The organism is Streptococcus sp. SS-4456 (assembly GCF_036680365.1).
In the GTDB taxonomy this organism is placed as follows: domain Bacteria; phylum Bacillota; class Bacilli; order Lactobacillales; family Streptococcaceae; genus Streptococcus.
The window spans coordinates 1-26,986 of sequence record NZ_JAVIHI010000029.1 but is presented as its reverse complement, the minus strand read 5'-3'; the positions used below and the strand labels follow the sequence as shown (position 1 = coordinate 26,986).

The 26,986-nt window shown below is 43.2% G+C and carries 29 protein-coding genes and 1 pseudogene; 10 read left to right on the top strand and 20 right to left on the bottom strand.

What is annotated here, in order from left to right:
- Positions 1-94: 94 nt before the first annotated feature.
- Positions 95-634, bottom strand: coding sequence for a PadR family transcriptional regulator (locus RFK25_RS08360; RefSeq protein ID WP_332412926.1), 540 nt, complete (start codon positions 632-634; stop codon positions 95-97).
- 1 nt (position 635) lies between these two features.
- The gene (gene udk / locus RFK25_RS08355) at positions 636-1,265 is read right to left on the bottom strand and encodes a uridine kinase (protein WP_332412924.1); all 630 of its coding nucleotides are present in this window, start codon (positions 1,263-1,265) and stop codon (positions 636-638) included.
- Positions 1,266-1,348: 83 nt separating this feature from the next.
- Here udk and RFK25_RS08350 point away from each other — a divergent pair, with 83 nt between their 5' ends.
- Entirely contained in the window at positions 1,349-2,335 is a 987-nt protein-coding gene (locus tag RFK25_RS08350) for a Gfo/Idh/MocA family protein (RefSeq protein ID WP_332412923.1), read from the top strand.
- Complete coding sequence (locus tag RFK25_RS08345; RefSeq protein WP_332412921.1) at positions 2,325-3,407, top strand: DEAD/DEAH box helicase; 1,083 nt, start codon at positions 2,325-2,327, stop codon at positions 3,405-3,407. The genes RFK25_RS08350 and RFK25_RS08345 overlap by 11 nt, the downstream gene beginning before the upstream one ends.
- Positions 3,408-3,431: 24 nt before the next feature.
- Here the strand turns inward: RFK25_RS08345 and RFK25_RS08340 are convergent, their stop codons facing one another.
- From RFK25_RS08340 to RFK25_RS08330, 3 genes are all read right to left on the bottom strand, one after another.
- Positions 3,432-4,832, bottom strand: coding sequence for a polysaccharide deacetylase family protein (locus RFK25_RS08340; protein WP_332412919.1), 1,401 nt, complete (start codon positions 4,830-4,832; stop codon positions 3,432-3,434).
- 146 nt (positions 4,833-4,978) lie between these two features.
- The gene (gene gloA / locus RFK25_RS08335; protein WP_105118140.1) at positions 4,979-5,362 is read right to left on the bottom strand and encodes a lactoylglutathione lyase; all 384 of its coding nucleotides are present in this window, start codon (positions 5,360-5,362) and stop codon (positions 4,979-4,981) included.
- Between the two features lie 105 nt (positions 5,363-5,467).
- Positions 5,468-6,160, bottom strand: coding sequence for a phosphoglycerate mutase (locus RFK25_RS08330; RefSeq protein WP_332412917.1), 693 nt, complete (start codon positions 6,158-6,160; stop codon positions 5,468-5,470).
- Between the two features lie 224 nt (positions 6,161-6,384).
- On the opposite strand from RFK25_RS08330, the gene RFK25_RS08325 reads away from it, so the two are divergent.
- The 3 genes from RFK25_RS08325 (at position 6,385) to RFK25_RS08315 (ending at position 10,270) form a co-directional block, all read left to right on the top strand.
- The gene (locus RFK25_RS08325) at positions 6,385-7,560 is read left to right on the top strand and encodes an acetyl-CoA C-acetyltransferase (protein ID WP_332412915.1); all 1,176 of its coding nucleotides are present in this window, start codon (positions 6,385-6,387) and stop codon (positions 7,558-7,560) included.
- Between the two features lie 28 nt (positions 7,561-7,588).
- Positions 7,589-8,743: a hydroxymethylglutaryl-CoA synthase gene (locus RFK25_RS08320; RefSeq protein WP_332412929.1), complete on the top strand. Its 1,155-nt coding sequence runs from the start codon at positions 7,589-7,591 to the stop codon at positions 8,741-8,743.
- A 267-nt stretch (positions 8,744-9,010) separates the two neighbouring features.
- Positions 9,011-10,270 carry a hydroxymethylglutaryl-CoA reductase, degradative gene (locus tag RFK25_RS08315; RefSeq protein WP_332412914.1) on the top strand — a complete coding sequence of 420 codons (1,260 nt, stop codon included), beginning with the start codon at positions 9,011-9,013 and terminating at the stop codon, positions 10,268-10,270.
- Between the two features lie 22 nt (positions 10,271-10,292).
- Here RFK25_RS08315 and RFK25_RS08310 read toward each other — a convergent pair whose 3' ends face one another.
- Complete coding sequence (locus tag RFK25_RS08310) at positions 10,293-10,760, bottom strand: GNAT family N-acetyltransferase (protein WP_332412913.1); 468 nt, start codon at positions 10,758-10,760, stop codon at positions 10,293-10,295.
- A gap of 229 nt (positions 10,761-10,989) precedes the next feature.
- Here RFK25_RS08310 and RFK25_RS08305 point away from each other — a divergent pair.
- Positions 10,990-11,139 (top strand): annotated as a pseudogene (locus tag RFK25_RS08305) (tyrosine-type recombinase/integrase); the annotation flags it as partial.
- Positions 11,140-11,227: 88 nt separating this feature from the next.
- Here RFK25_RS08305 and RFK25_RS08300 read toward each other — a convergent pair.
- The 10 genes from RFK25_RS08300 to xseA all read right to left on the bottom strand — a co-directional run bounded on the left by RFK25_RS08300 (position 11,228) and on the right by xseA (position 19,216).
- Positions 11,228-11,503, bottom strand: coding sequence for an HU family DNA-binding protein (locus tag RFK25_RS08300; RefSeq protein WP_105106668.1), 276 nt, complete (start codon positions 11,501-11,503; stop codon positions 11,228-11,230).
- Between the two features lie 93 nt (positions 11,504-11,596).
- Positions 11,597-12,190: a YpmS family protein gene (locus RFK25_RS08295; RefSeq protein ID WP_332412912.1), complete on the bottom strand. Its 594-nt coding sequence runs from the start codon at positions 12,188-12,190 to the stop codon at positions 11,597-11,599.
- Entirely contained in the window at positions 12,162-12,995 is an 834-nt protein-coding gene (locus RFK25_RS08290; RefSeq protein ID WP_332412911.1) for an SGNH/GDSL hydrolase family protein, read from the bottom strand. The genes RFK25_RS08295 and RFK25_RS08290 overlap by 29 nt, the downstream gene beginning before the upstream one ends.
- On the bottom strand, positions 12,988-13,821 hold the full coding sequence (locus tag RFK25_RS08285) for a DegV family protein (RefSeq protein ID WP_332412910.1): 834 nt from the start codon (positions 13,819-13,821) through the stop codon (positions 12,988-12,990). The genes RFK25_RS08290 and RFK25_RS08285 overlap by 8 nt, the downstream gene beginning before the upstream one ends.
- 95 nt (positions 13,822-13,916) lie before the next feature.
- Positions 13,917-15,578: a DNA repair protein RecN gene (recN, locus tag RFK25_RS08280; RefSeq protein ID WP_332412909.1), complete on the bottom strand. Its 1,662-nt coding sequence runs from the start codon at positions 15,576-15,578 to the stop codon at positions 13,917-13,919.
- A gap of 3 nt (positions 15,579-15,581) precedes the next feature.
- Complete coding sequence (locus RFK25_RS08275; protein WP_332412908.1) at positions 15,582-16,007, bottom strand: arginine repressor; 426 nt, start codon at positions 16,005-16,007, stop codon at positions 15,582-15,584.
- Positions 16,000-16,821 carry a TlyA family RNA methyltransferase gene (locus RFK25_RS08270; protein WP_332412907.1) on the bottom strand — a complete coding sequence of 274 codons (822 nt, stop codon included), beginning with the start codon at positions 16,819-16,821 and terminating at the stop codon, positions 16,000-16,002. Before RFK25_RS08270 ends, RFK25_RS08275 begins: the two co-directional genes overlap by 8 nt.
- The gene (locus tag RFK25_RS08265) at positions 16,814-17,683 is read right to left on the bottom strand and encodes a polyprenyl synthetase family protein (protein ID WP_332412905.1); all 870 of its coding nucleotides are present in this window, start codon (positions 17,681-17,683) and stop codon (positions 16,814-16,816) included. Before RFK25_RS08265 ends, RFK25_RS08270 begins: the two co-directional genes overlap by 8 nt.
- The gene (locus tag RFK25_RS08260; protein ID WP_332412904.1) at positions 17,683-17,898 is read right to left on the bottom strand and encodes an exodeoxyribonuclease VII small subunit; all 216 of its coding nucleotides are present in this window, start codon (positions 17,896-17,898) and stop codon (positions 17,683-17,685) included. The genes RFK25_RS08265 and RFK25_RS08260 overlap by 1 nt, the downstream gene beginning before the upstream one ends.
- Complete coding sequence (gene xseA / locus RFK25_RS08255) at positions 17,873-19,216, bottom strand: exodeoxyribonuclease VII large subunit (RefSeq protein ID WP_332412903.1); 1,344 nt, start codon at positions 19,214-19,216, stop codon at positions 17,873-17,875. Before xseA ends, RFK25_RS08260 begins: the two co-directional genes overlap by 26 nt.
- A 165-nt stretch (positions 19,217-19,381) precedes the next feature.
- Here xseA and ypfJ point away from each other — a divergent pair, with 165 nt between their 5' ends.
- Positions 19,382-20,290, top strand: coding sequence for a KPN_02809 family neutral zinc metallopeptidase (ypfJ, locus tag RFK25_RS08250; protein ID WP_332412902.1), 909 nt, complete (start codon positions 19,382-19,384; stop codon positions 20,288-20,290).
- A gap of 80 nt (positions 20,291-20,370) precedes the next feature.
- On the opposite strand, the gene RFK25_RS08245 is transcribed toward ypfJ, so the two are convergent.
- From RFK25_RS08245 to RFK25_RS08230, 4 genes are all read right to left on the bottom strand, one after another.
- Complete coding sequence (locus tag RFK25_RS08245; RefSeq protein ID WP_332412901.1) at positions 20,371-21,219, bottom strand: bifunctional methylenetetrahydrofolate dehydrogenase/methenyltetrahydrofolate cyclohydrolase; 849 nt, start codon at positions 21,217-21,219, stop codon at positions 20,371-20,373.
- Between the two features lie 116 nt (positions 21,220-21,335).
- On the bottom strand, positions 21,336-22,070 hold the full coding sequence (locus tag RFK25_RS08240; protein ID WP_172082892.1) for an amino acid ABC transporter ATP-binding protein: 735 nt from the start codon (positions 22,068-22,070) through the stop codon (positions 21,336-21,338).
- 1 nt (position 22,071) lies between these two features.
- The gene (locus tag RFK25_RS08235; protein ID WP_105109884.1) at positions 22,072-22,752 is read right to left on the bottom strand and encodes an amino acid ABC transporter permease; all 681 of its coding nucleotides are present in this window, start codon (positions 22,750-22,752) and stop codon (positions 22,072-22,074) included.
- 124 nt (positions 22,753-22,876) lie between these two features.
- Positions 22,877-23,107, bottom strand: a complete 231-nt coding sequence (locus RFK25_RS08230) for a DUF1797 family protein (RefSeq protein ID WP_024532454.1) — start codon at positions 23,105-23,107, stop codon at positions 22,877-22,879.
- A gap of 217 nt (positions 23,108-23,324) precedes the next feature.
- Here RFK25_RS08230 and RFK25_RS08225 point away from each other — a divergent pair, with 217 nt between their 5' ends.
- From RFK25_RS08225 to RFK25_RS08215, 3 genes are all read left to right on the top strand, one after another.
- Positions 23,325-25,553: an ATP-dependent Clp protease ATP-binding subunit gene (locus RFK25_RS08225; protein WP_105117506.1), complete on the top strand. Its 2,229-nt coding sequence runs from the start codon at positions 23,325-23,327 to the stop codon at positions 25,551-25,553.
- Between the two features lie 502 nt (positions 25,554-26,055).
- On the top strand, positions 26,056-26,514 hold the full coding sequence (locus RFK25_RS08220) for an NUDIX hydrolase (protein ID WP_105113717.1): 459 nt from the start codon (positions 26,056-26,058) through the stop codon (positions 26,512-26,514).
- A 55-nt stretch (positions 26,515-26,569) separates the two neighbouring features.
- Entirely contained in the window at positions 26,570-26,878 is a 309-nt protein-coding gene (locus RFK25_RS08215) for a DUF1827 family protein (protein WP_105113716.1), read from the top strand.
- The last annotated feature ends 108 nt before the right edge of the window (positions 26,879-26,986 follow it).

Here is a 26,986-nt window from a genome sequence, read left to right as displayed (position 1 = left end):
CAAAATTCCTGTTTGGGCTAGCCCAAACAACTTAACCTCTGGAACTCTAGTTATCAATGAACTTGTTGCACTTGACTTGACAACGTGCGAACCGTTACAAACTTGCTAAGGTATCTTCCAACCACTTGAGCTGGGCACGATTGCGCTCAATTGCTCGGGTCAAAATCAAGTAGTGACCATAGTTGTCTTGAATACTCTCCTTGGTTGAGAATAACTCAACCTTGCGACTGTCTAGGTGTTTCAAGTGCTTGGTGACTAATTCAATTTGATTCTCCAACAAACCTGGTATCCGCGGGTCATTTTTATCACGGATAAAAAACATCTTAATAGAAAACAGATCCTTTTGTTGAGGAGTTTCATCATTTGGAATGGATAGCCAATCTTCCAAAAGCTGACGACCTGTCGCAGTCATAGCATACTGCTTCTCTTTTTCATTGCCAGGAACAGCATGACAGGTAATCAACTCTTCCTTGGTCATGCGTTTTAGCTCTGGATAGACTTGGCTATGAGCTACCTGCCAAAATTCTCCTAAATCGCGTTGAACATAGTCGGTAATCTGCTTACCAGTTACCATCTGACCGCTAGCACCCATTATCCCTAGTATTATATGGGGTAATATTCTCTGCTTGGGCATCTTAACCACGCTCTCTTAATATACTCTCCACCTTGGTGTTGATCAAGTCGATGGCTACAAGATTGCTGACGCCTTCAGGAATGACGATATCTGCATAGCGCTTGGTCGGCTCGATAAACTGGTGATACATAGGTTTCACCACCGTGGTGTACTGTTCAATGATACTATCTAAGCTACGCCCACGTTCTTCCATATCTCTCTTAATACGGCGAATGATGCGAATATCATCGTCAGTATCGACGAAGATTTTAATATCCATCAAATCCCGTAACCGATTGTCTTCCAATACCAAAATACCTTCCACAATAAATACATCTTGTGGTTCCTGACGATAGGTCTTATCTGAACGGGTGTGCTGAGTGTAATCATATATCGGAATATCCACCGAACGCCCTGCCAACAATTCACCCAGATGGTAAATCATCAAATCTGTGTCAAAGGCTAGTGGATGGTCATAATTGGTCAATATCCGTTCTTCAAAGGTTAGGTGTGACTGATTCTTATAGTAAGAATCGTGTTCAATCATTGATATGCGAGCATTTGGGAAATTATCCAGAATGGCACGCGACACACTTGTCTTGCCACCCCCAGATCCGCCGGTTACGCCAATAATAATGGGTTTCTGAGTCATCATCATCTCCTTCTATTTTCAATACTATTTTACCATGAAACATGGTATAATGGAAAGGATAACACATAAAGAAATGAGAATTTATGCTAAATTTTGGTATTATTGGTACTTCAGACATCAGTCACAAGTTCATTTCCTCTGCTCATTTGAGTAAATATCTTCAATTATCAGCGATATTTTCAAGAAAACTGGAAACTGCTATGTCATTTTCAACAAATTACGAAAATGTAAAATTATACACAGAATGGATAAAATTCCTTTCTGCACCGATTGACTTGGTCTATATTGCCAGCCCAAATGCCTTGCATTTTGAGCAAGCTAAGGCAGTCCTTTCTAGTGGTAAACACGCTATCGTTGAAAAGCCTATGGTGTCCACACCTCAAGAATTGGCCCAGCTTCGTCAGATTGCCAAGGATAATGGTGTCTTCCTATTTGAAGCAGCTCGCAATTACCACGAGGAAGCCATCGCTATTATTAGGGACTTCTTGAAGGATAAGACTGTTTTGGGGGCCAACTTCTCCTATGCCAAATATTCTTCTAAAATGCCTGACCTCTTGGCAGGACAGACCCCAAATATCTTTTCAACTGATTTTTCTGGCGGAGCCTTGATGGATCTGGGTGTCTATACCCTCTATACTGCCATTGGCCTCTTTGGCAGACCAAATGCGGCTCGCTATACGGCTCAACAACTCCCATCCTCCATTGATTTGAATGGGACTGGGCAACTGATTTATGATGATTTTCTAGTAAGCATTCAGGCTGGAAAGAATATCACTAGCAATCTACCGAGTGAAATTTATACCAGTGATGGCACCCTCACCCTCAACGCCTGCCAACATATCAGCTCTGCTATTTTTACCAAACATGATGGTAGCCAAATTGTCCTCCCTATCCAAGCGCAGGAAGATTCTATGCTGGAGGAAGCGCAAGCCATTGCCCAAGTCATCCAGCAGAACAATCATGAGCTAGCAGAAGAATGGCTGGATGTGGCTGAGGCGGTCCATCATACTCTCTACACCATGCGCCAAGACGCAGGAATAACCTTTAAGGCGGATACCCATGAAAACTAATTTCCCAACCAGCTGGACTGACCAGCTAAGTCAACTTGGCTTTGAGGACTTTACGCCCATCCAAGTCCAAGCCTTCCAGCCAATCAAAACTGGAAAATCCCTATTGGCAATCAGCCCAACAGGTACGGGTAAGACACTTGCCTACCTCTGGCCTAGCTTGCTGGCTTTGACACCTAAAAAGGCCCAACAATTACTCATCCTAGCACCCAATACCGAGTTGGCTGGGCAAATCTTTGACGTCTGCAAAACCTGGTCAGAGGCTATTGGTCTTGACGCCCAACTCTTTCTTTCTGGTTCCAGCCAGAAACGCCAGATTGAGCGATTAAAAAAAGGACCGGAAATCCTGATTGGAACTCCTGGTCGCATTTTTGAATTGATAAAATTGAAAAAAATCAAGATGATGAATGTCAATACCATTGTCTTAGATGAATTTGACCAACTCTTTTCTGATTCCCAATATCATTTTGTGGAAAAGATTATTAGCTATGTGCCACGTGACCACCAGTTGATTTACATGAGCGCAACAGCTAAGTTTGACCGCCAAAAGATTGCTCAAGATATTGAAAGTATCGACTTATCTGAACAGAAATTAGACAATATCCAGCATTGCTATATGATGGTGGACAAGCGCGACCGTTTGGAAACTCTACGTAAGTTTGCCAATATTCCAGATTTTCGTGCTCTTACATTCTTCAATAGCCTGTCAGACCTTGGTGCAAGCGAAGATAAACTCCTTTATAATGGGGTGAATGCTGTTTCCCTAGCCTCTGATGTTAATGTTAAATTCCGCAAGGTCATCATTGAGCGTTTCAAAAACCACGAGCTCAATCTCTTGCTTGCAACCGATATGGTAGCGCGTGGGATTGATATTGATAATTTGGAATGCGTCCTTAACTTTGAAGTTCCATTCGATCAAGAGGCCTATACCCACCGTGCTGGACGCACTGGGCGCATGGGCAAGGACGGATTGGTCATTACCTTAGTATCTAGCCCAAGTGAAGTCAAGCAATTGAAAAAATACGCTGATGTCCAAGAAGTCATCTTGAAGAACCAAGAATTATATAAAGTATAGAGAAAAGGAGGTCGAAACCTCCTTTTAATATTGTGCCGGACCATTGTTTTCCTGGTCATAGTAAATGTGTTGAGGGTTTAGATTTGGTCCCAATAATTCTGTTACAGTCACCAGAGTGTAGCCCTCAGATGTAAGGAACTGTAAGACAGGTTCCAAACTATCCACAGTCGGTTGATGAATGTCATGCATGAGAATGATACAGCCTGGGCAAGCCAGATCTTTCACTCTACCAAAAATCGTATGACTATCCCGATTCAACCAGTCCTCCGTATCCACATTCCAGTAGATTGATGGAAGCCCCATGGCATCTACCACCGCCTGATTAACTGCTCCAAATGGCGGACGCATCATGGTTGGCCGCTTACCGATAGCTTTTTCAACGATAGCCTGTGTCAACTCAATTTCTTGTTTAACTTGCTCAGTAGAAAGATGGGTCAAATTCGGATGACTCCAAGTATGGTTGGCGACTTCATGCCCTTCCGCTACCATACGCTGGAGGATTGCCTCATTTCCTTCTACGACACTTCCCAATACAAAGAAGGTCGCCTTAGCATTGTATTTCTTTAAAAGATCCAAAATAACTGGTGTCGTTGCAGGATTTGGCCCATCATCAAAGGTCAAGGCAATTTGACGAAGGGCTTTTTTATCCACTTGGTTTTGAGCAAGATACTGATCATAATTGGCCTTATCAACATCTGCCAGATAATCTCCCTTCATAATCGGGAAGAAATCTGAAATAGCTAGTTCCAGACTAGCTGTCTTAAAGACTTCCTCAGACAATGCCAGAACCAATTGACTATTAGCATAACTAAAAACGACTGTTTCCAAGTCTAAATTTTGAAACTCTGCAATAATCCTTGCTTTTTCTGCCTCATCCAAGCCTTGACTGGTCAATTTTTCCTGAAACTTATTGACCATGATGGTCTTAGCAGCATTCAAGTCTAGAAACATATCTCCCAAGGTGAAGAGTTGCTGATCTTCTGTCAACAGGACACGCTCTGGGGTAACTTCTCCCTCTTTTTTCACTTGTAAGGGTTGGACAGCATACTGCTCACTATGGATCTCATGAGCCCGAACCTTCTTAAAATTGGTCTGTCCCTCCTTGGCATGAACCACAAGGACATTTTTTATCTTTCCCGATGGCTTCTTATAGCCTAACTTATGACGGATATGTCCCACAATTTTTTGTTCTAGTTGGGTAATTCTCTGACCAGACGGGTCTTTGGGTATGGTCGCAACCACATGGGTAGAACCGATATTCCCCTCTTCTAAATCCGATGCTTGTCCTTTCAGTACCAATTCTTCTTTTTCTTTAATAAAATGCGTTAATTGCCAATCTTGGAAGTTGCGGTATAGATAAATACTTGCAACCACCATCATGGCTACTAGAAATGCATTCAAGAGAAGCCAAAACAACCTTTTCATTTTGTATTTATTCCTTTTCATATTCACCTTATACTATAATATAGGTTTATTCTCTTTCTGTCAAGCATATCAAAAATTGTTCAACCCTCAAAACGAACCCTCTTCCTGTTCATAGAAAAAAAGACTGCCTAGGCAATCTTTTAAGCTTAATTAGCACGGATGACTTCTACACGGTAGCCATCTGGATCTGTCACAAAATAGTAGCGACCTGGACTACCTGGCAAGCCCTTAATGTCTGTGGTTGGATAGCCCAGCTCCTTATGCTTGGCATTATCACCTTCCAAATCATCTGAGGAAAGGGCCAGGTGTGAGAAACCATCTCCTACAATATAAGGACCGTGATCATAGTTATAGGTCAACTCAATCTCAAAGTCATCACCGTCAAGTGCCAAGTAGACCAAGGTAAACTTGTGCTCTGGGTAATCTTTTCGACGAGTTTCTTTAAATCCGAAAGCCTCTTCATAAAATTTCTGAGATGCTTCTAAGTTTTCAACACGCAAACAAGCGTGCAACATTTTTTTACTAGCCATCATAAACTCCTTTTGTCTGTTAATAGTCTAAGTATATCATATTCTCAGTAAAAAAACTTCTACTCTGTATGCAAAAACACCCGAGCAAGCTCAGGTGTCAATGAATTATGCTTCCAAGTAGTACTCTTTCACAATGTTCAAGTTTTCATCCAATTCGAAAACAAGTGGTGGGAAGTTTGGAATTTCCACATCCATGATTTCGTCATCAGACAAGCCTTTGATGTGTTTTACAAGGGCACGGATTGAGTTACCGTGTGCGCCTACGAATACGTTTTTGCCGTCTTTCAAAGCTGGAGCAATCTTGTCTTCCCAGAATGGAAGGGCACGCTCAAGCGTTACTTTCAAGTTTTCAGCATCTGGAATAACAGAGCTGTCAAGGTGAGCGTAACGACGGTCAGTATGTGCTGAATGCTCATCGTCTTTTGCCATTTCTGGTGGCAATACATCGTATGAACGACGCCAGATGTGAACTTGCTCGTCACCGAATTCAGCAGCAGCTTCAGCCTTGTCTTTACCAGTCAATCCACCATAGTGACGCTCGTTCAAACGCCATGATTTTTCAACTGGTACCCACAATTGATCTGCAGCTTCAAGAGCCAAGTTTGTTGTCTTGATAGCACGTTTCAATACTGATGTAAAAGCAAGGTCAAAATCAATACCTGCTTCTTTGATCAACTTACCAGCATCGATTGCTTGTTGAGTACCTTTTTCAGACAAATCAACATCAGCCCAACCAGTGAAAAGGTTAGCTTTGTTCCATTCAGACTCACCATGGCGAGCAAAAACCAATTTTACCATTTATGGATTCTCCTTTATATTTTGAGGTTTCCCTCTTATACTTCTCTATTTTACACGAAAATGTAAAAAAATGCTAGCTTTTCCACAATCTGTTTACGCTTTCATTCACTTTCATGTAAATTCAGTCTGTAGACCTACCTTTCTTCTTATGAAAAAAAATAAAATCATGGTATAATAGTTGGGCTGAACACGACAGTTCAAAACGATACCATATAGGAGTTATCATGCAAAAAGTAGCTATCGTGTCTGCCTACCGTTCTGCCATTGGCAGTTTCGGAGGTAGTCTAAAAGATATAAACATCGCTGATTTGGGGGCTCAGGTCCTTGAAGCAGCCCTACAAAATAAACACATCCCAGCTGACCTTATCGACGAAGTAATCTTCGGAAATGTCCTTTCATCTGGTCACGGACAAAATATTGCTCGCCAGATTGCTCTCAAGGCTGGACTTCCAGAAACCACCTCAGCTTACTGTGTCAATAAGGTTTGTGGCTCTGGGCTAAAATCAGTCCTCCTGGCCGCCCAATCCATCCTACTAGGCGACAACGATGTAGTTGTTGCTGGAGGCATTGAAATCATGAGCCAGGCTGCCTACCTATCCAAAACTAGCCGATTTGGTAGCAAATTTGGTCATATCAGCTTAGAAGATTCCATGCTGACAGACGGTCTGACAGACGCCTTCAATGACTACCACATGGGCATTACGGCGGAAAATGTTGCCGAACGCTACCAAATCAGTCGTGAAGCACAAGATGCCTTTGCCTACGCTAGTCAAGAAAAGGCTGCCAAGGCTATTGCCGAAGGTCGCTTCGCAGATGAGATTGTTCCTATTAAGCTTCAAAGTAGAAAAGGTGAAAGTATCTTTGACCAAGATGAATATCCTCGTCTGACCCCACTTGATAAATTAGCAACACTTCGACCTGCCTTCAAAAAAGACGGTACGGTCACAGCTGCCAATGCCTCAGGTATCAATGATGGCTGCGCAGTCCTTGTGCTTATGTCAGAAGAGAAAGCTAAGCAATTGAACATTGAACCACTAGCCTTTATTGAAAGCTATGCAACCAGTGGTCTAGACCCTGCCCTTATGGGCATGGGGCCAGTAACTGCGAGTAAAAAAGCTCTTGAAAAAATCGGTAAAACTATTGAAGATATTGATTTATTCGAACTAAACGAAGCATTCGCAGCTCAGTCTATTCCCGTTGTCAAACAATTAGGTGCCGACCCTACCAAAGTCAATGTCAACGGCGGTGCCATTGCGCTGGGCCACCCAATCGGAGCCAGCGGTAGTCGAATCTTGGTCAGTCTGATCCATGAACTCAACAAACAAGACAAACAGTTGGGACTCTGTGCCCTCTGTATCGGAGGCGGTCAAGGAATTAGCCTCATTATTTCTCATGCGTAAAACAAGTAATAGGTTGGAAGGAACACTTATGAACATCGGTATTGATAAAATCGGCTTTGCGGCGCCAGATTTTGTTTTAGACTTGGCTGATCTAGCCCAAGCCCGCAACATCGATCCCAATAAATTTAAAATCGGACTACTTCAGTCAGAAATGGCTGTCGCACCAGTTACTCAAGATATTGTCTCACTCGGAGCTCAAGCTGCTGCAGCAATCTTGACTGAAGAAGACAAGCAGACCATCGACATGGTCATCGTCGGAACAGAGTCAAGCGTGGACCAGAGTAAGGCTGCTGCTGTATCTATTCACGGTTTGTTAGGCATCCAGCCATTTGCTCGTTCCATTGAAATGAAGGAGGCCTGCTATGGAGCAACAGCTGGACTCAGTTTAGCTAAGAGCCACATCGCTCAATTTCCAGACTCGAAGGTTTTGGTCATCGCTAGTGACATTGCCAAGTATGGATTAGAATCAGGTGGTGAGCCAACTCAAGGTGCTGGTGCAGTTGCCATGTTGGTCACAGCCAACCCACGCATCATGGTCCTCAGCAATGACAATGTCTGCCAGACTCGCGATATTTATGACTTCTGGAGACCTAACTACGACAAGTACCCTCGTGTTGACGGTCGCTTCTCTACGGAGCAATACACTGACTGCTTGACCACAACCTTTGACTACTACCAAAAGAAAACTGGTAAGTCACTTGAAGATTTTGCAGCCATGTGCTTGCACATCCCCTTCTCCAAGCAAGGTCTCAAAGGTTTGCAAGCCATCGCTAAAAATGAAGAAACCCTTAACCGCTTGACAGAGCGCTTCCAAGAAGCCATTGTCTATAACAAGGTTGTCGGCAACATCTACACTGGCTCCATCTTCCTCTCTCTCCTTTCCCTATTGGAAAATAGCAGAGCGCTTGAGGCAGGGAATCAAATCCTATTTTATAGCTATGGTAGCGGTGCTGTCTGTGAAATTTTCAGCGGTTCCCTTGTTGAAGGATACCAGAAACAATTAGACCAAAATCGCTTAGAAAGCCTCAACCAACGGACCAAACTCAGCATGGAAGAATACGAAAATATCTTTTTCCAAGAAATCAGCCTAGACGAAACAGGTACGTCCATTGATCTCCCAGCAGATCCAACACCATTCGCCCTCATCCAAGTAGATAAACACAAACGGATTTATCGTAAATAAGTATTTTACCTATCATTCATTGGAATAATGAATGATAGGCTGATCGAATTTCCAGCACACTTTTCACAGTTAGCGTCAACATCTCAGCGCAGTGGTTGATTGGCAGATTTATTCGTGTTACCACACTCTAAATCTGACCTAATCAACTGTGCGGGGGCGGGAAGACGAACTCTTTTCTATCAGTCAAGTTCTTTCCCGCTCCCCAAAACGGCGCCCTTTGGCTCTCAACCAAGGGCGCTTTTCATTAGAAATTAGAAAGAGGAAATCATGGCACATTTCTCAGGATTCTATAAAAAATCACGCCAAGAACGCATTGACATTCTCCATCACCATCGTTCCCTATCTGAAGATAGCCTAGACATTCTTTACAAGGATGAAAACCTACCTGAAGCAATTGCAGGTAAGATGGCGGAAAACCATCTGGGAACTTTTTCCCTGCCCTTCTCTGTTCTGCCTGAACTGCTTGTGGATGGACAAATGTATTCTGTACCAATGGTCACTGAAGAACCTTCTGTGGTTGCAGCTGCCTCTTTCGGAGCCAAAATCATTGCCCGGTCTGGCGGTTTTACAAGCACCATCCACAACCGCATCATGATTGGACAGGTAGCACTTTTTGATGTTCCTGACCATAACAGAGCAAAACAAGCTATTCTTGACCAAAAGGACAATATTTTAGAAACTGCCAATCAAGCCCACCCATCTATTGTGAAACGGGGAGGGGGCACTCGTGATTTGACTGTGGAAAGTAAGGATGAGTTTCTGATTGTCTATCTTCAGGTGGATGTCCAGGAAGCCATGGGGGCTAATATTCTCAATAACATGCTAGAAGCCATTAAGGATGACTTAGAAGAACTCAGTCAAGGACAAGCCTTGATGGGAATTCTGTCCAACTATGCAACCGAATCTCTGGTCACTGCCCAGTGTCGTCTTTCCATATCAAGTCTTGCTACCAGCTCTACTATTGCCCAAAAAACTGCTCAAAAAATCGCCCTGGCTAGCAAACTGGCTCAACTAGATCCCTATCGTGCTGCGACCCATAACAAGGGGATTTTTAACGGTATTGATGCCGTGGTGATTGCGACTGGCAATGACTGGCGGGCGGTGGAGGCTGGCGCTCATGCTTTTGCTAGTCGTAATGGCCACTATAAAGGGCTATCCACTTGGACAGTTGACGGGGAGCATTTGGTCGGCTCCATCACCCTGCCCCTTTCGATTGCATCGGTCGGTGGCTCCATTGGACTCAATCCCAAGGTGGCAGTTGCTTTTGACCTGCTCAACCAGCCCAAGGCCCGCCAACTGGCCTCCATCATCGCTTCTGTCGGGCTCTGTCAAAACTTTGCAGCCCTGCGTGCTCTAGTCACCTCTGGCATTCAGGCGGGACACATGAAACTCCATGCCAAATCCCTGGCCCTGCTTGCTGGCGCTGAGGAAGATGAGGTGGACCAATTAGCCCAACTCTTGCGTCAGGAAAAACACAGCAACCTTGAAACTGCGCAAAAGCTCTTAGCAAAAATGAGAGAACACTAAAAAAGAGGGAACCCCTCTTTTTTTAATCAATTAGTTGCTCCATACGGAATTTTTGTGGTTTCATACCCAAACGGTCATAAAAGCGAACAGCCCCCACATTGTCTGCCAATACATCCAAGGTTAGATTGTGGCAGCCCTGCTCCTTAGCATAAGAGAGAGCAAATGTATACAATTGCTCACCAATTTTTTGACCACGCACAGAAGAGGCCACACACAGATCATCAATATACAAGGTCTTGACTGGTTCTAATACATCACCAGTCGCAATCGTGATCTCACAAAAAAGATGACCAAGAACCTGACCTTCCAGTTCATAAACAAAAACTGACTTAGCGGGATTGTCCAATAACTTCCTTAATTGTTCCTCAGAAAATTTTTGACCTTCACACCTAAAAATATCTGGTCGTGCCTGATGATGAACCTGTAAAATCTCTTGCAGCAACTCATTCAATGCTGAAATATCAGACTGTCTAGCTCTCCTAATAGTCATAACTTTATCCCCCTAATTTTTGATTTCTATTATAACACACATTCATTTTTTATCAAAATAGGTCTAAGGACTGATGAATTATCCTAAAATTCAGTTATACTATAAGTGTATCCTAAAATTTTTCATAAATCTCCTTAAAAATCAGTCTACAAGGCTGGTTTTTTTGTTTTTCCAAAGTTACAAGTACTGTGATACAATTTGTCGATTACCTGTCACAAGGTCATCCAATCTTGTCAGCCGTCTAGCTGAGAATAATGTCCCTTTAAAAGCTATTATGGACCGTGTGGGGCATGCAGATGCCAAGACAACTATCCAAATTTATACCCACGTTACTAAGAAAATGAAATCAAATGTGGCAGATATCATGGAAAACTACTAAAGTTTTGCCCCTTATTTGCCCCTTAAACACAAAAAAAGCCCGTCGGACAAGCTAGAAAGCTTGATATGACGGGCTTTTTCATGCTGAATTATTTTACAGCGTCTTTAAGTGCTTTACCAGCTTTGAAAGCAGGTACTTTAGATGCTGCGATTTTGATTTCTGCACCTGTTTGAGGGTTACGACCTGTACGTGCTGAACGCTCACGAACTTCAAAGTTACCGAAGCCGATCAATTGTACTTTTTCACCAGCTGCAAGGTAGTCTGCTACTGCTGCAAATACTGCATCAACAGCTGCTGCTGAATCTTTTTTAGTCAATGAAGTTGCTTCTGCAACTTTTGCAATCAAATCTTGTTTATTAGCCATTTTGCTAAGTCCTCCAATAATTTTCTGAGATTTTACTCACTTTTATAGTGTACCGAAATTTAGCCATTTGGTCAAGTTTTTAATGCTGGTTTCTTACCTTTTTCTGTATATATCAACAATAATTTGGTCGTTGTATAAATCAATGGTATTGGCCTGACCGTAAAGGCCAAATTTATTGTCCAATTCTGTTATTTTTAACTGAATTGCTGCCTCTTGGGAATTTATTTTGACAAAGGTGGGTAATTTGTAGTTTTTTTGCAGATAGGCTAAAACTTCTGCCTTGGGCAAGGACAGATTTCCTGCTGAAATTTCCAATATTCGTAGAAGAACATTGCCATCTTCCATTTTGAGAGGTTGAAAATAGATATACAAGGGGATATCTACACCAAATACCTGATAGGTTCCCTCAAAAACAACCTGTTGGTTAGTCACAAATAATTGGTAAGAAAATTTCTCCGTTTGGTAATCTTTTAAATAGTTGGCAATGGTTTGATTAAGGGCTTCACGGTTGGTCGCGAAAGTCCCCACTTTTGCGTCTGTCTGGCTAGATGGTACCAATTCCGTCATATTTTCTCTCTTAACTTGGATACGATTTAGAAAAACCAGACCCGCCCCCAATGTCAAAGCCAATTGCACCAAGAAGAGCCACTTCCAGATATTAAGGTGTCCAGCTTTTCTCAGTTTCATACATCTTCTCCAATAGTGCTTTTTTCATGATTTCATATCCCGTATTATTGGGATGAAAATGATCATCTTCGTACAATAAATTATTTGTGCTAGCCGAACTAGACTGGCTAAGCCCCATCTCGCCTTCCAAACCTTTATAGAACAAGTCATTGATTTCTACAAAGTAAACATCCTTGTATTTTTCCGTGATTTGCTTGGTTGTCTGATTCCATTTATCAACCACAGTCTGCATCTCGGTCAATTCAGGAAAACTGAGATAGAAGGGATTGTAAATTCCCAAAATATAGATAGGGAGATCGGCATTCTCCTGTCTTGCCCGTTTGACAATCTTTTCTAGATTTCTCCCGTATTCCCTTGCCGGCTTATCAAAGGTAGAGAGCTTGAGGTTACTTAAATTACTGACAATGACCTTACGAAGATCATTTCCACCGACCGTCAAAGTTAATAAATCAGCTTCTTTTAAGGCCTGTTTGAGTTCCTCATTCTCCTTCATCCGCTTCAAGATTTGCTTACTGGTATTGCCGGAAACTCCAAAATTTTGAACGTCTACCTCATAACCGTACTCATTGACTAGCGACTGGGCAAGCAAGGGGACAAAACCACCTTGACCTGTCACATCTCCCACTCCTTCTGTCAAGGAGTCCCCAAGAGCCAAATAGCGAAATTTCCTATTCACTGAAAGACCTAGCTCTTCCTGACTGATGCGTGACGGCGCCTGTGGGATTAACTGATGGAATAGGAAGATTGACCCTAATAAACAGAGAAAAAAGAAGACAAGTCCCTGTATCAACTTCCGATTATTCATAGCGAACTAGGATAGCCCAGGCATCCTCACCCGTGTGGGTTTGAATGATAGAACCTGTTTCCAATACAGAAATATCTGTTTCTACATGGGGCTGGAGTAAGTCTTTTATTTCATTGGCAAAATCAGCCTTGCCTGAGTAGGAAATACCAATTTCTGCAAGTTCTTTATTGTTCAGACCACTCGTAAATTCATCCAACCATTTTTTGAAAGTCTTATTGCCCCGACCTTTTACAATCGGAGTTAATTGATGGTTCTTCATTTCCATGATAACTCGAATGTTGAGCAGACTGCTGAGCATACCTTGTACACGACCGATACGACCGCCCTTAACAAGATTTTCTAGGGTAGATACCCCGATATATAGTTCAGTCTTATCTTTGACCTCTTCAATGACCGTAAGGATTTCTTCCTTGTTAGCACCAGCTTGTGCCAGTCTAGCCGCTTCCACTACCTGAAATTTTGCTGCCTGGTCGGTAAAGCCAGAGTCAAGAACAGTCACATCTGCACCAGACAAGGTAGCTCCTTGACGGGCTGCTTCAACCGTTCCTGACAAGGCATGAGAAAGAAGGATCGCAATAATCTGACTACCATCTTTAGCTAATTGGCTAAATGTTTCCGCAAAGAGACCTACCGGTGGTTGACTGGTCTTCGGTAAGTGCTTGGCTCCTCTCATCAAGTCGAGAAACTCACCTTCTGATAAGTCGTTATCTGAATAGACAACCCCATCCACCATAACAGACAAAGGAATGATGGTAATCCCCAACTCCTTAGCCAAACCAGCTTCTATTGTAGTACTAGAATCTGTTACAATTTTAATTTTCATCATCAAGTGTCCTTCCGTTCTCTTCTGTATTATCCTTTATTATAACAAATTTCAAGCTAAAAATAAACATAAAAACAAAAGCAAAAAAGGCTAGTTGCCTAACCTTTTTCAACCAATTCTTTTGCTTGACTGCGGGCTGCATCCGTAATCTTGTCACCGGCTAACATCTTGGCGATTTCCTCGATACGCTCCTCTTTGGTCAAAAGGCGGACGCGGGAAACGGTCGAATGTTCATCAGATATTTTCTCAATAAAGAACTGATAATCCGCGATGGCAATCACCTGTGGCAAATGCGAGATGGCCAGGACCTGACCGTATTGGCCGATTTTATAAATCTTCTGGGCAATGGCCTGGGCAACACGGCCTGAAACTCCTGTATCCACCTCGTCAAAGACGATGGAGGTCTTGCCTTCCTTACGGGCAAAAGCAGACTTGATGGCCAACATCAAACGAGATAATTCTCCACCAGAGGCAACCTTGACCAAAGGCTTGAAGTCTTCACCAGGGTTGGTAGAGATGTAAAACTCCATCGTTTCATTCCCCTCTCGGTTAAACTTGCCCTTAGTAAAACGAACCTGGAAACGAGCTTTCTCCATATACAAGTCTTGCAATTCTTGGCGAATAATATCTTCTAAAACAACAGCCAATTCATGGCGTGATTGACTGAGCTGACCTGCTCGTTCAACCAATTCTTTCTCTAAGTTCTTAAACTGAACTTCCAAATCATCACCAGATAAATCATTGCCTGTCAATAGATTGTATTCTTCACTGATTTTACTAAAATAGTCCAAAACATCATCGACAGTTCCGCCATATTTCTTCGTAATGGTATTGAGCAAATCCAGACGACTTTCCAATTGCATGAGACGATTGCCGTCAAAATCTAGATTATCAACCACATCGCTGAGACGCTTGGTCACATCTTCAACGACATAATAAGCTTCTGTCAGGCTAGAAGATAGCTGCTGGTATTCTGGGTCAAATTCTTCCAGACTTTGCAAGTCCCCCATGGCTGAACGAAGGTTGTTCAAACTTGAAAAATCTTCATTATCCAACAGGGCATAAGCATTGGTCAAGGTATCTGCAATCTGCTTGTGATTGAGTAACTTATCCCGCTCTTGATTGAGCTGAACATCCTCGCCAGACTGCAGGTCTGCTGCTTCAATCTCAGCAATTTGGTATTCCAGCATCTCAATGCGAGCCTTATGCTCCTGCTCATTTTTCTGCTTTTCGAGCACTCGTTTGCGGAGGCTACGATAGGCATCAAAAGTACTCTGATAGCGGTCTTTTAAAGCCCAAAACTCATCTTCTCCAAAGCTGTCCAAAAGACGGATATGGTGCTGGGCCTTCATCAATTCTTCCTGGTCATGTTGGCCGTGAATATCCACTAGGTGCTGGCCAATTTGTTTCAAGACAGACAAATTAACCATCTGCCCATTGACACGGCTGACCGAACGACCATTTTGTAGGATTTCCCGACGGATAATGAGCTCGTCCGCAACTTCAATCCCCTGTTCACTCAAAATCTGTTCCAGAGCTCTGCTATTTTCAAAGGAAAAAAGCCCCTCAATCTCTGCCTTGGCTGCTCCGTGGCGAATAACATCCGTCGTCGCACGCGCCCCTAACATCAGGTTCATGGCATCGATGATAATAGACTTGCCGGCCCCCGTTTCACCAGATAGGATGGTCATCCCCTTTTCAAAATTGAGGGATACCTGTTCAATAATGGCAAAATTCTTAATCGAAACTTCTAATAACATGACCTACCACCCTTTTATCGTACGTTCTAAATTGGGGATGGTTTCCTGGTCCTTTACAATGAGCAGAATACTGTCATCATCAGCAATAATCGAGAAGATTTCCTCTTGGAAATACTCACAAATCTGCCTTTTTACGACCGTTGCACTCCCTGGTACCAATTTTAAATTGACCATCTTGTCCATGACTGCAAAATCAAGAACATTATTGGACTTGACCTTGACTAGGCTACTTTTAGGCAAGCCATAGACATAGCCCATGTCTGCTGATGGAACCTTGATAATGCCCAATTCCTTGATATCACGGGACACAGTAGCCTGGGTTGCATGAACCCCCAACGCTTCCAAGCGTTCCACAATTTCTTCCTGAGTATCAATGGGAAATCGGACTACCAGATCTTTAATGACTTCTAATCGTTCTCGTTTATTCATCCTTCTTAAATTCCTCGTGTGCTTGATCGACTATACTTCTTATTTCACTGTGTTCAATCGGACTAGGCAAGCTGGATTTCTCTAAATAGGCCAAAAATTCAGTGTTGCCATGACCGCCTTGAACAGGAGAAAAACTAAGTGCCTTAACCGAAAAACCGGTGGCCACAGCCATAGCAGTCACATCCTCCAAGACCTTGATGTGAACTGCCTTATCCTTGACAATCCCGTTCTTACCGATATGCTCCCGACCTGCTTCAAATTGGGGTTTAACCAAGGCTACAACCTGACCACCGTCTACCAAAATCTTGTGAAGAGCTGGTAAAATCAAGCCTAGAGAGATAAAACTGACATCAATCGAAGCAAAACTTGGCTGACCCACTTTAAAATCAGCCAACTCAGCATAGCGGAAATTATATTGTTCCATGCTGATAACACGCTCGTCCTGGCGCAATTTCCAGGCCAGCTGATTGGTCCCTACATCCACAGCATAGACCTGCTTGGCTCCAGCCTGCAACATGACATCCGTAAATCCGCCTGTCGAAGCCCCAATATCAATGGTCGTTTGCCCCTCAACTGATAGGTCGAAAACCTGCAAGGCCTTTTCCAATTTCAGACCACCACGGCTGACATACTTGAGTTTCTCTCCCTTGAGCTTGAGTTCAACTCCCTCGTCAATCTTCTCACCAGGTTTATCGTAGCGTTCGCCATTGATGACCGATACCACTAGCCCTGCCATAACACCGCGCTTGGCCTGCTCTCTGGTTTCAAAAAGCCCCTGTTTATAAGCTAATACATCTACTCTTTCCTTAGCCATTGATTCGTAAACTTTCTATGATTTTTTTGATTTCTTCTCTTGAAAATGAGACTAGTTGTGCCACTTGATCTAGCTCACTACTTGCTTGGTTCAGGCTGTCTTCTAGAAAGACTTTTGAGGCTTCCAGTCCCATTAGGGCAGGGTAGGTAGACTTCTCAGCCAATAAATCTTTTTGGGGAGTTTTTCCGATTTCCTCAAAAGTAGCCGTCACATCCAAGATATCATCCCGAACTTGAAAGGCTAGACCGACCAGCTCTCCCACTCGACGCAGTAGTCGGATGACCGTTTCCGATTGACCTGTAATGATACCAGCTGCTACAAAGGGAAAGGTCAATAATTTCCCTGTCTTATTGGCATGGATGGCTTGTAATTGTTCGAGAGATAATTTTTGTCCCTCACCTGCCATATCCAAGACCTGACCAGCAACCATTCCAAAAGTCCCTGATGCCTGAGAAAGCTCTCTCACGAGAGCAAGGATGGTCTCAGCTGGCAAATCTATTTGAGCCAAAAATCCAAAAGGATCTAAAAATAAACTGTCCCCTGCTAAAATAGCTGTCGCTTCATCGAATTTCTTATGGTTGGTCAAACGCCCCCGACGGTAATCATCATCGTCCATGGCTGGCAAATCATCATGAATGAGACTGCCAGTATGAATGAGCTCGACACAGGCAGCTACCTGATAATGAGCTTTTTGCAAGGTCACTCCAAAAGCTTCCAAAAGCGTCAAAAGGAGCATGGGCCGAATCCGTTTGCCTCCTGCCTGTAGCGAATAAAGAACCGATTGATTGAGCCGCTCAGCTATCTGAGGTCGATAAAAGTCTGCTATAGTTTCCTCAAGTAGCTGCAATTTACTAGCTCCCATTAGTTCATCTCCACTTCACTGCCATCCGCCTGCATGACCTTGACCAAGGTCTTTTCAGCTTCAGCAAGTGTCTTTTGTAAATCCTTAGATAAAACCATCCCTTTTTGAAACTCGGCAAGTGCCTCTTCCAAGGCTACATCCCCACGCTCCAATTTGGTTACAATTCCTTCTAATTCAGCTAAATTTTCTTCAAATGTTTTTGTCTTTTTGGACATGATTTACCTCCACATCAAGTTGACCATCCTTCATCTGAATGGTCAGGTGTTCACCCTTTTGTATAGTTTCCACACTGTCTAGAACTCGACCATCTTGTAAAAGCATGGCATAACCACGAGCCACGATACGACTGGTATCCAGCATGGTTAGGGCCTCAATCAGCTTGTCTGCCTTGGACATCTTGTTATCATAGATATTGGCCATATTGCTCTTCAAGAGTCGTTCCTGCTGGATAATTCTTTCTTGGAAACTCTCGACTTTACGGCCAAGTTGTAGGCCTTGTAAACGTTGATTGAGTAACAAACTAGCCTGTTTCTGCTGGCTATATACTTCTTTCATCCGTGTCTGCAATTGATTGGTCAAGCGGTCTAATTTTTGTAAATAGCCATCGTATAAACGTTCTGGCTGGCGGAACATAACTGACTGGCTAATTTTCTCAAGCTGACCTCTCAGGAATTTCAAACGATTGGCCATGGCCTGATAGGCTCGATTTTCCTGCTGATTTAAATAACCTAGTAAGTCTGCCTTGGTCACAGGTGTTGCTAATTCTGCGGCAGCTGTTGGGGTAGCAGCTCGTTTATCTGCTACAAAATCAGCCAGAGTCGTATCCGTTTCGTGACCTACGCTGGAAATGATTGGAATACGCGATTCAAAAATAGCCCGAACCACAATTTCCTCATTGAAAGCCCAAAGGTCTTCTATCGAACCACCGCCACGACCAACAATGAGTACATCTAAATCATCACGCTCATTGGCTCTTTGGATATTGGCAACGACTTCTTGAGCAGCCCCATCTCCTTGCACCTTGGTCGGATAGAGGACAATTTCCACTCCCGGAAAACGCCGACTGACCGTGGTAATAATATCTTGAATGACCGCACCACTAGGACTGGTAATGACCCCTATTTTCTTGGTAAATCGAGGTAATTCCTGCTTGAATTCTTGCTTAAACAGGCCTTCCTGGGTCAGAGCTTGTTTGAGCTGCTCAAACTTGATAGCCAAGGCACCAATACCGTCTGGCTCCGCTTTTTCAATAACAATGGAATAGGAGCCACCTGGTTCGTATAGCTGCACACGACCAACCGCATTGATTTTCATTCCCTCTTCAAGATCAAAGCCCAGATTTTTATAGACACCAGCCCACATGGTTGCCTGAATGACCGCCTTGTCATCCTTGAGCGAAAAATATTGATGACTTGGACGCTTGCGGAAATTGGACACTTGCCCAGTCAAATAGACCCTCTCCAAATAAGGATCGCGGTCAAACTTTAATTTTAAATACTTGGTTAGATGGCTAACCGATAAATATTCAACCATGTCCACTCCTTCTGTCTGTATCTCTACTATTATACCAAATTTTGCACTTTTATACAGAACTAGGCCTATTATTTCCGATAGCTTTCCTGTGTTTTTTTCTGCAATTTGCTATATAATAGTTTGTAAGAAAATAGGAACTTGATAACAGGTTCTAAGGAGTTTAAGATGAAAATTGATGATTTACGTAAAAGTTCCAATATTGAAGACCGAAGAGGACAACGGAGCTCGGGTCCGTCTTTCTCTGGTGGTTCAGCTGGTGGTAATCTCTTACTAAGCCTACTCTTCTCCCGTCTGGGTTGGAAGGGAAAATTGGTGCTAGTGGTCCTCCTCTTCGCTTTTGGCGGCATGTCTAATCTAGGTGGCTTACTTTCACCAACAACCAACACCAATCCTTATCAGTCTAGCCAGGTTACGACAAGCGGTACCAGTGTTTCTGACGCAGATGCAGAATTTATGAGTAAGGTACTGGCCTCAACAGAAGATTTTTGGACACAAGAGTTTGCAAGAAATGGTCTAACCTACCAAGCACCAACCCTTGTTTTCTATACGGACCAGACCCAAACAGGCTGTGGAACAGGTTCTGCTCAGGCCGGTCCCTTCTATTGTTCAGCTGACCGAAAGATTTATATTGATACTTCTTTCTATCAAGAATTATCTAGCAAGTATAAGGCTGCTGGTGACTTTGCCATGGCCTATGTCATTGCCCATGAGGTCGGTCACCATGTCCAAAATGAATTAGAAGTCCTTGGTGCCTACCACCAAAAACGTGCTCAGTTGTCCGACAAGGAAGGCAACGCTCTCAATGTCCGTCTAGAATTGCAAGCTGACTACTACGCTGGTGCCTGGGCCAAATATGTCGATGGTCAGGGTATCTTAGATGTTGGCGATATTGATGAGGCCATGAATGCTGCCCATGCAGTTGGGGATGATACTCTTCAACAAGAAGCCTACGGCCGTACTGTCCCAGATAGTTTCACCCACGGTACTTCTGAACAACGTAAAAAATGGTTTAACCTCGGCTATACCTATGGTGATTTGGCACACGCCGATACCTTCTCGATAAGTAATCCATAAAAAATCTATCCCCAGTTACATGACTGGGGATTTTCTTATAAAAAAAATGAGGTCAGCTCTTGCCAACCTCGCCTACTTACCTATTTCCCACTTCTGACACAAGCCTCAAAAGTCTGCTCCATGAGCATAGTAATGGTCATAGGACCAACTCCACCTGGAACAGGGGTAATGTGACTAGCAACTTCTGCTACTTCATCATACTTGACATCCCCAATCAATTTGCCATTGTCATCACGGTTCATACCAACGTCAATCACCACTGCACCTGGCTTGATGAAATCCTTGGTCACAAAATGTCCACGACCAATCGCAACGACTAAAATATCCGCCTGACGAGCCAATTCTGAAAGATTTTTTGTCCGTGAATGAGCAATGGTCACAGTTGCATTGGCATCCAAAAGGAGCTGGGCCATAGGTTTCCCAACGATGTTGGAACGACCAATAACCAGCGCTGTTTTGCCTTCTAAATCAATCTGGTATTCCTTGAACATTTCCATAATCCCTGCTGGTGTGGATGGAATCATGACCGGATGACCTGACCAAAATTTCCCCATGTTAGTAGGGTGGAAACCGTCCACATCCTTGTCTGGATCAATGGCCAACAAGACTTTTTCTTCACTGATATGGGCTGGTAATGGCAACTGGACTAAGATACCATGCCATGCATCATCTTGATTGTAGCGCTCAATCAATTCCAAAAGTTCTTCTTCTGAAATGCTAGCTGGCACTCGTACAACCTCACTATTAAAGCCAGCTGCAAGGGCTGAACGTTCTTTATTGCGGACATAGACCTGACTGGCCGGATCTTCACCCACCAAAATAACGACCAGGCCTGGTACCAAGCCTTTTTCCGCTTTTAATCGAGCTGTTTTTTCTGCCAGAGCTGTCTGCATTTTGACTGCCAAGGCCTTACCATCAATCACTGTCATTGCTTAAAATCTCCTCATTTTTTCTTCATTATACCCTATTTGCCACTGATTTGACTAGGTTCTCACCCAATTCATCAGAAAACAACAAAAAACTCCGAACAATGTCGGAGTTCCGTTTACAAGACTTTGGATAAGAAATCCTTAGTCCGTTCTTCCTTAGTGTGTTCAAATACTTCTTCAGGAGTTCCATCTTCAACAATGTAGCCTCCATCCATAAAGATAACACGGTCTGCCACTTCACGCGCGAAGCCCATTTCATGGGTTACAATAACCATGGTCATCCCTGACTTGGCCAAGTCCTGCATAACCGCAAGTACCTCACCAACCATTTCAGGATCAAGGGCAGAAGTTGGTTCATCAAAGAGCAAGACATCCGGATCCATAGCCAAACCACGGGCAATAGCAATCCGCTGTTGCTGACCTCCTGATAAACTTTGGGGATAGGCATCCGCCTTATCCGGCAAACCAACCTTTTCAAGCAATTCCTTGGCCTTGGCTTCAGCTTCAGCCTTAGCAATTCCTTTTGTTTTAATAGGTGACAAGGTAATATTTTCTAATACGGTCATATTTGGGAATAAGTTAAATTGCTGGAAAACCATTCCCATCTTCTCACGCATCTTGAAAATATCATTTGCTTTATCCGTAATATCGACACCTTCAAAAGTCACCGTCCCCTTGGTCGGTACCTCTAAGAGATTCATGGTCCGCAAGAATGTTGACTTTCCAGAACCTGATGGTCCGATGATAACAACCACTTGACCTTGCTGGATATCTAAATCAATCCCTTTTAAAACTTCATTTTCACCAAAATACTTATGAAGATCTTTTATGGAAATAATTGCTTCCGTCATCTTAGTGTCCTCCCTTATTTAACTTTTTCTCAAGAGCTTGAATGCCTAGGGTCAAAATACTGGTCATCATCAAATAATAGAAGGCTGCAAAAATAAGCGGACTTTGAGTGAGATAAGTCGTCGTAGCAACCGTCTGTGCACCATTCCACAACTCAATAACACCGATGGTTGACAGGAGCGAACTGTCCTTAACAATGGTTACAAACTCATTTCCCAAAGCAGGGAGAATATTCTTGATAGCCTGTGGCATAATGACATAGCGCATGGCTTGTTTTGGACGAATACCTAATGAATAAGCTGCTTCCAATTGACCCTTTGGCACAGCATTGATACCCGCACGAATGGTTTCAGACACATAGGCTGCGGAGTTCATAGAAATGACAATAATCCCTGGAATTAAACGCGTCAAATCTACATCTAAAATTCCGATTTGGATAGTCGGTGCAACAAAATTGGTCATGGCAAAGGCAATCATAATCTGTACTACCATTGGAGTACCGCGGAAAATCCAGACATAAATATTGGCAAGCCAAACCAGAACCTTATATCTACTGCGTTGGGCAAAGGCCAAGAGCGTCCCTAAAATACTACCAAAGAAAACCGAGAAAAAAGCGATAATAAGGGTTACAAGGGCCCCATAATTAAAATATGCCCAATAATCAGGCAAGAAAGAAAAATCCATTCATTCACTCCTCAAATATGATTTAGACACCATTATACCATTTTTGAATATTTATGCAACTGTTTTTGCTTAGATATTCATTTTATTGCAAGAAAAAAGCACCTATCGGTGCTCGAGCTTGTTCTTAGTACAACAATTCGTAGATTTCCATCGCAATCAAGTCAATGCTGTCAAACGTATAGGTTTCACGAGCAGCAACATCACGCAAGGTAAATACTGAACCATTTTCCTCGTCATAGCTATAAGCCACTTCTGCAACAACAACACCTTCACGCTCAAAATTACGTTTCAATGTACCACCATCGTTAGCCATAGCTTCCAGACGATTGATAATTCTCACCAAATGTGATTCCATATTCCTTCTCCTAATCCTTTTTATAAAAACATTTTACCACATATTATAAAAAAAGTCTTGATTTTTCAACATTTTCTTGTCAGTTCCAAGGCATCCAAAGATTATGTGCCTAATATAGCAGTTTCTTGATTTTTCCCTAAATCTTGTTATAATAAAGCTATAACTGACCTTTATTGACTATTTGACAAAGGTCCATTCCAAAGAAAGAGGTAGAACGATGCTCTGTCATAACTGTAAAATCAACGATGCAACCATCCATCTCTATACCAATCTGAACGGTAAGCAACAACAGGTAGATCTCTGCCACAACTGCTACCAAATTATGAAAACAGACCCTAATAATGCCATCTTACGTGGTTTAGGGGATTTAACAAACCCAAATAATATGGACCCTTTCAGCGAGTTCTTCAATCACTTGGGAGGCTATCCAGGAAACACTCCAGCTGGCAAGAAACGTGACCAAACTCCGCCAACACAAGCAGGAGGGAACAACGGGCGTGGTGGGCAAACTCCACCACCTCAGCAACCACAACAACCAAATGGGCTTTTAGAAGAGTTTGGTATCAACGTGACGGAAATTGCCCGCCGCGGTGATATTGACCCAGTGATTGGCCGTGACCAAGAAATTACGCGTGTCATCGAAATCCTCAACCGCCGTACCAAGAACAACCCAGTCCTCATCGGTGAGCCAGGTGTTGGTAAAACCGCTGTTGTTGAAGGGTTGGCTCAAAAAATTGTCGACGGCGATGTGCCACAAAAATTGCAAGGTAAGGAAGTCATCCGATTAGATGTTGTCAGCCTGGTACAAGGAACTGGTATCCGTGGTCAATTTGAAGAACGCATGCAAAAACTGATGGAAGAAATCCGTAATCGTCGTGAGATTATTCTCTTTATCGACGAAATCCACGAGATTGTCGGTGCTGGCTCTGCTGGTGATGGCAATATGGATGCTGGAAATATCCTCAAACCTGCCCTTGCCCGTGGTGAAATGCAGCTAGTCGGTGCAACAACCCTCAACGAATACCGTATTATCGAGAAGGATGCAGCCTTAGAACGCCGTATGCAACCTGTAAAGGTCGAAGAACCAAGCGTTGAAGAAACCATTATCATTCTCAAGGGTATCCAGAATAAGTATCAGGACTACCACCATGTCAAATACTCTGACGCCGCTATTGAAGCTGCTGCGGTCCTTTCAAATCGCTATATCCAAGACCGTTTCTTGCCAGACAAGGCCATTGACCTACTGGACGAAGCTGGTTCTAAGATGAACCTGACCCTCAATTTTGTTGATCCAAAAGAAATCGACCAACGCTTGATTGATGCCGAAAATCGTAAGGCCCAAGCAACTCGTGACGAGGACTATGAAAAGGCTGCCTATTTCCGTGACCAGATTGCCAAGTATAAGGAAATGCAAAAAGCAACCATCAGCGAGGAAGATATTCCCCTCATTACTGAAAAGGAAATTGAAGCCATCGTAGAACAAAAAACCAACATACCTGTTGGCGATTTGAAAGAAAAAGAACAATCTCAACTCATCAACCTAGCTAGCGACCTCAAAGCCCACGTTATCGGTCAAGATGAAGCTGTTGACAAAATCGCCAAGGCCATTCGCCGCAACCGTGTTGGTCTTGGAGCACCAAACCGCCCAATCGGTTCCTTCCTCTTTGTCGGACCAACCGGTGTCGGTAAAACAGAACTGTCCAAGCAGCTAGCCATTGAACTCTTCGGTTCAGCCGATAGTATGATTCGCTTCGATATGTCCGAGTACATGGAGAAACATGCCGTTGCCAAGCTAGTCGGTGCCCCTCCAGGTTATGTAGGCTATGAAGAAGCCGGTCAGCTAACTGAAAAAGTCCGCCGCAATCCTTACTCTCTCATCCTCTTGGATGAGGTAGAAAAAGCTCACCCTGATGTCATGCACATGTTCCTCCAAGTCCTAGACGACGGCCGTCTGACAGATGGACAGGGACGCACAGTCAGCTTCAAAGACACCATTATCATCATGACTTCAAATGCTGGAACTGGGAAAGTCGAAGCAAGTGTAGGCTTTGGAGCAGCCATGGAAGGTCGCACCCAGTCGGTTCTTGGCCAACTTAGCAATTTCTTCAGCCCAGAATTCATGAACCGCTTCGATGGAATTATTGAATTCCAACCACTCAGCAAGGAAAATCTCCTTGAAATTGTCAGCCTCATGCTTGATGATGTCAACAAACGCTTATCTAACAACGGCATTAGCTTACATGTGACAGATAAGGTTAAAGAAAAACTAGTTGATTTGGGCTACGATCCAAAAATGGGAGCTCGTCCACTACGCAGAACCATCCAAGATCAAATCGAAGATGCCATTACAGACTTCTATTTAGAAAACCCAAGTGAAAAAGACCTTCGTGCAGTCATGACTAGCAAGGGAAATATTCAAATCAAGGCACATACAAAAACAAAATAAGTAGGAAAAGTGGGAGTGGGAAAGAACACGACTGGTCAAAAACAATTTCCTTATTTGGATGACGAGACACAAAATATTTTTCGTCAAATACCTTGATAGGCTTGACAAATGGTAGAAAAAAGAGTTGGTCAACAAGTCCTTATTTCCAGTTGTTGAGCTGAAACAGTCTATCCCCAGACTGTTTCACTCCCACCCCCGCACAGCTCAAAAGCTTCAGTGAACCTTTTGAGGTTGGAAATAGAGCGAACTTTGTTCGCAACAGTCGTAATGGTCAGATTTGGAGTGTGAAACATGAACAAATCTGCCAATCAGCCACTGCGCTGAGATGTTGATGCGAACTCTGAGAAGAGAGGCTGGACTTGAGCCCAGCCTCGTTTTTTCAAAAATCCTTCCTCACATATAAAAAAATACCTGATTTGACCAGAAAAGTCTAGTCTGAGGAAAAATGTAAGAAAAATGGTATAATATAGTCATCTCAATTGTAAAAAGGACTTAGTTTACTATGAATATTGCCGTTTTTGGAGAAAAGAAGGCTGACGTAGACTATCAAAATCGATTTGGTGTCTATGCTGTTATCCCTGATGAAAAGAAAGAAAATATCATCCTCGTTCAAGCACCAAATGGTGCCTGGTTCCTACCAGGTGGGGAAATCGAAAAAGGGGAAAATCATCTCATCGCCCTAGAACGCGAACTAATGGAAGAGCTTGGTTTTACAGCCGAAATTGGTCACTATTATGGTCAGGCTGACGAATATTTCTACTCTAGCCATCGAGATACCTACTTCTACAACCCCGCTTACATCTATCAAGTGACCAGCTACCACCAGGTCGGCCTACCTTTAGAGGATTTTAACCACATTGCCTGGTTCCCAATCGATGAGGCCATCGAAAAACTCAAACGAGGCAGTCACAAGTGGGGAATTGAACAATGGAAATTGCAAGAAAATGTATCTGATAACTAGCCAAAACACCCCCTAGCGTGCTATAATGGAACTAAAGAGATGTAGGAGGTTCCACATGAAAATCATAAATACGACAAATAGTCATTCATACCTGGTCCAAAATCAGTTGGCCAATACCGATGCCTTTCTAGTAGAAACCTATTCTGCTGGTAATACAGATGTTATTTTCACTCAGGCCCCTCGTCACTATGAACTCTTGATTAGCAACAAATACAGGGCTGTGCAACAATCCGAAATCGAAAAAATCCGTGATTTCTTCCTTCACCGCAAGATTGATGAACGAACAATTGACAAGGCTGCTATTCAAACCATCCATACCGAACGGTTGATTGAAATGTCTATTCCCATTATCACTGAAATCTAAGAAGCCAACGGGCTTCTTTTTTCTACCATTTGTCAAGTCTATCAAGGTATTTGATGAAAAATATGTTGAGTTCAATAGTCAAAATAAGGAAATTGTTTTCTTTTGGAC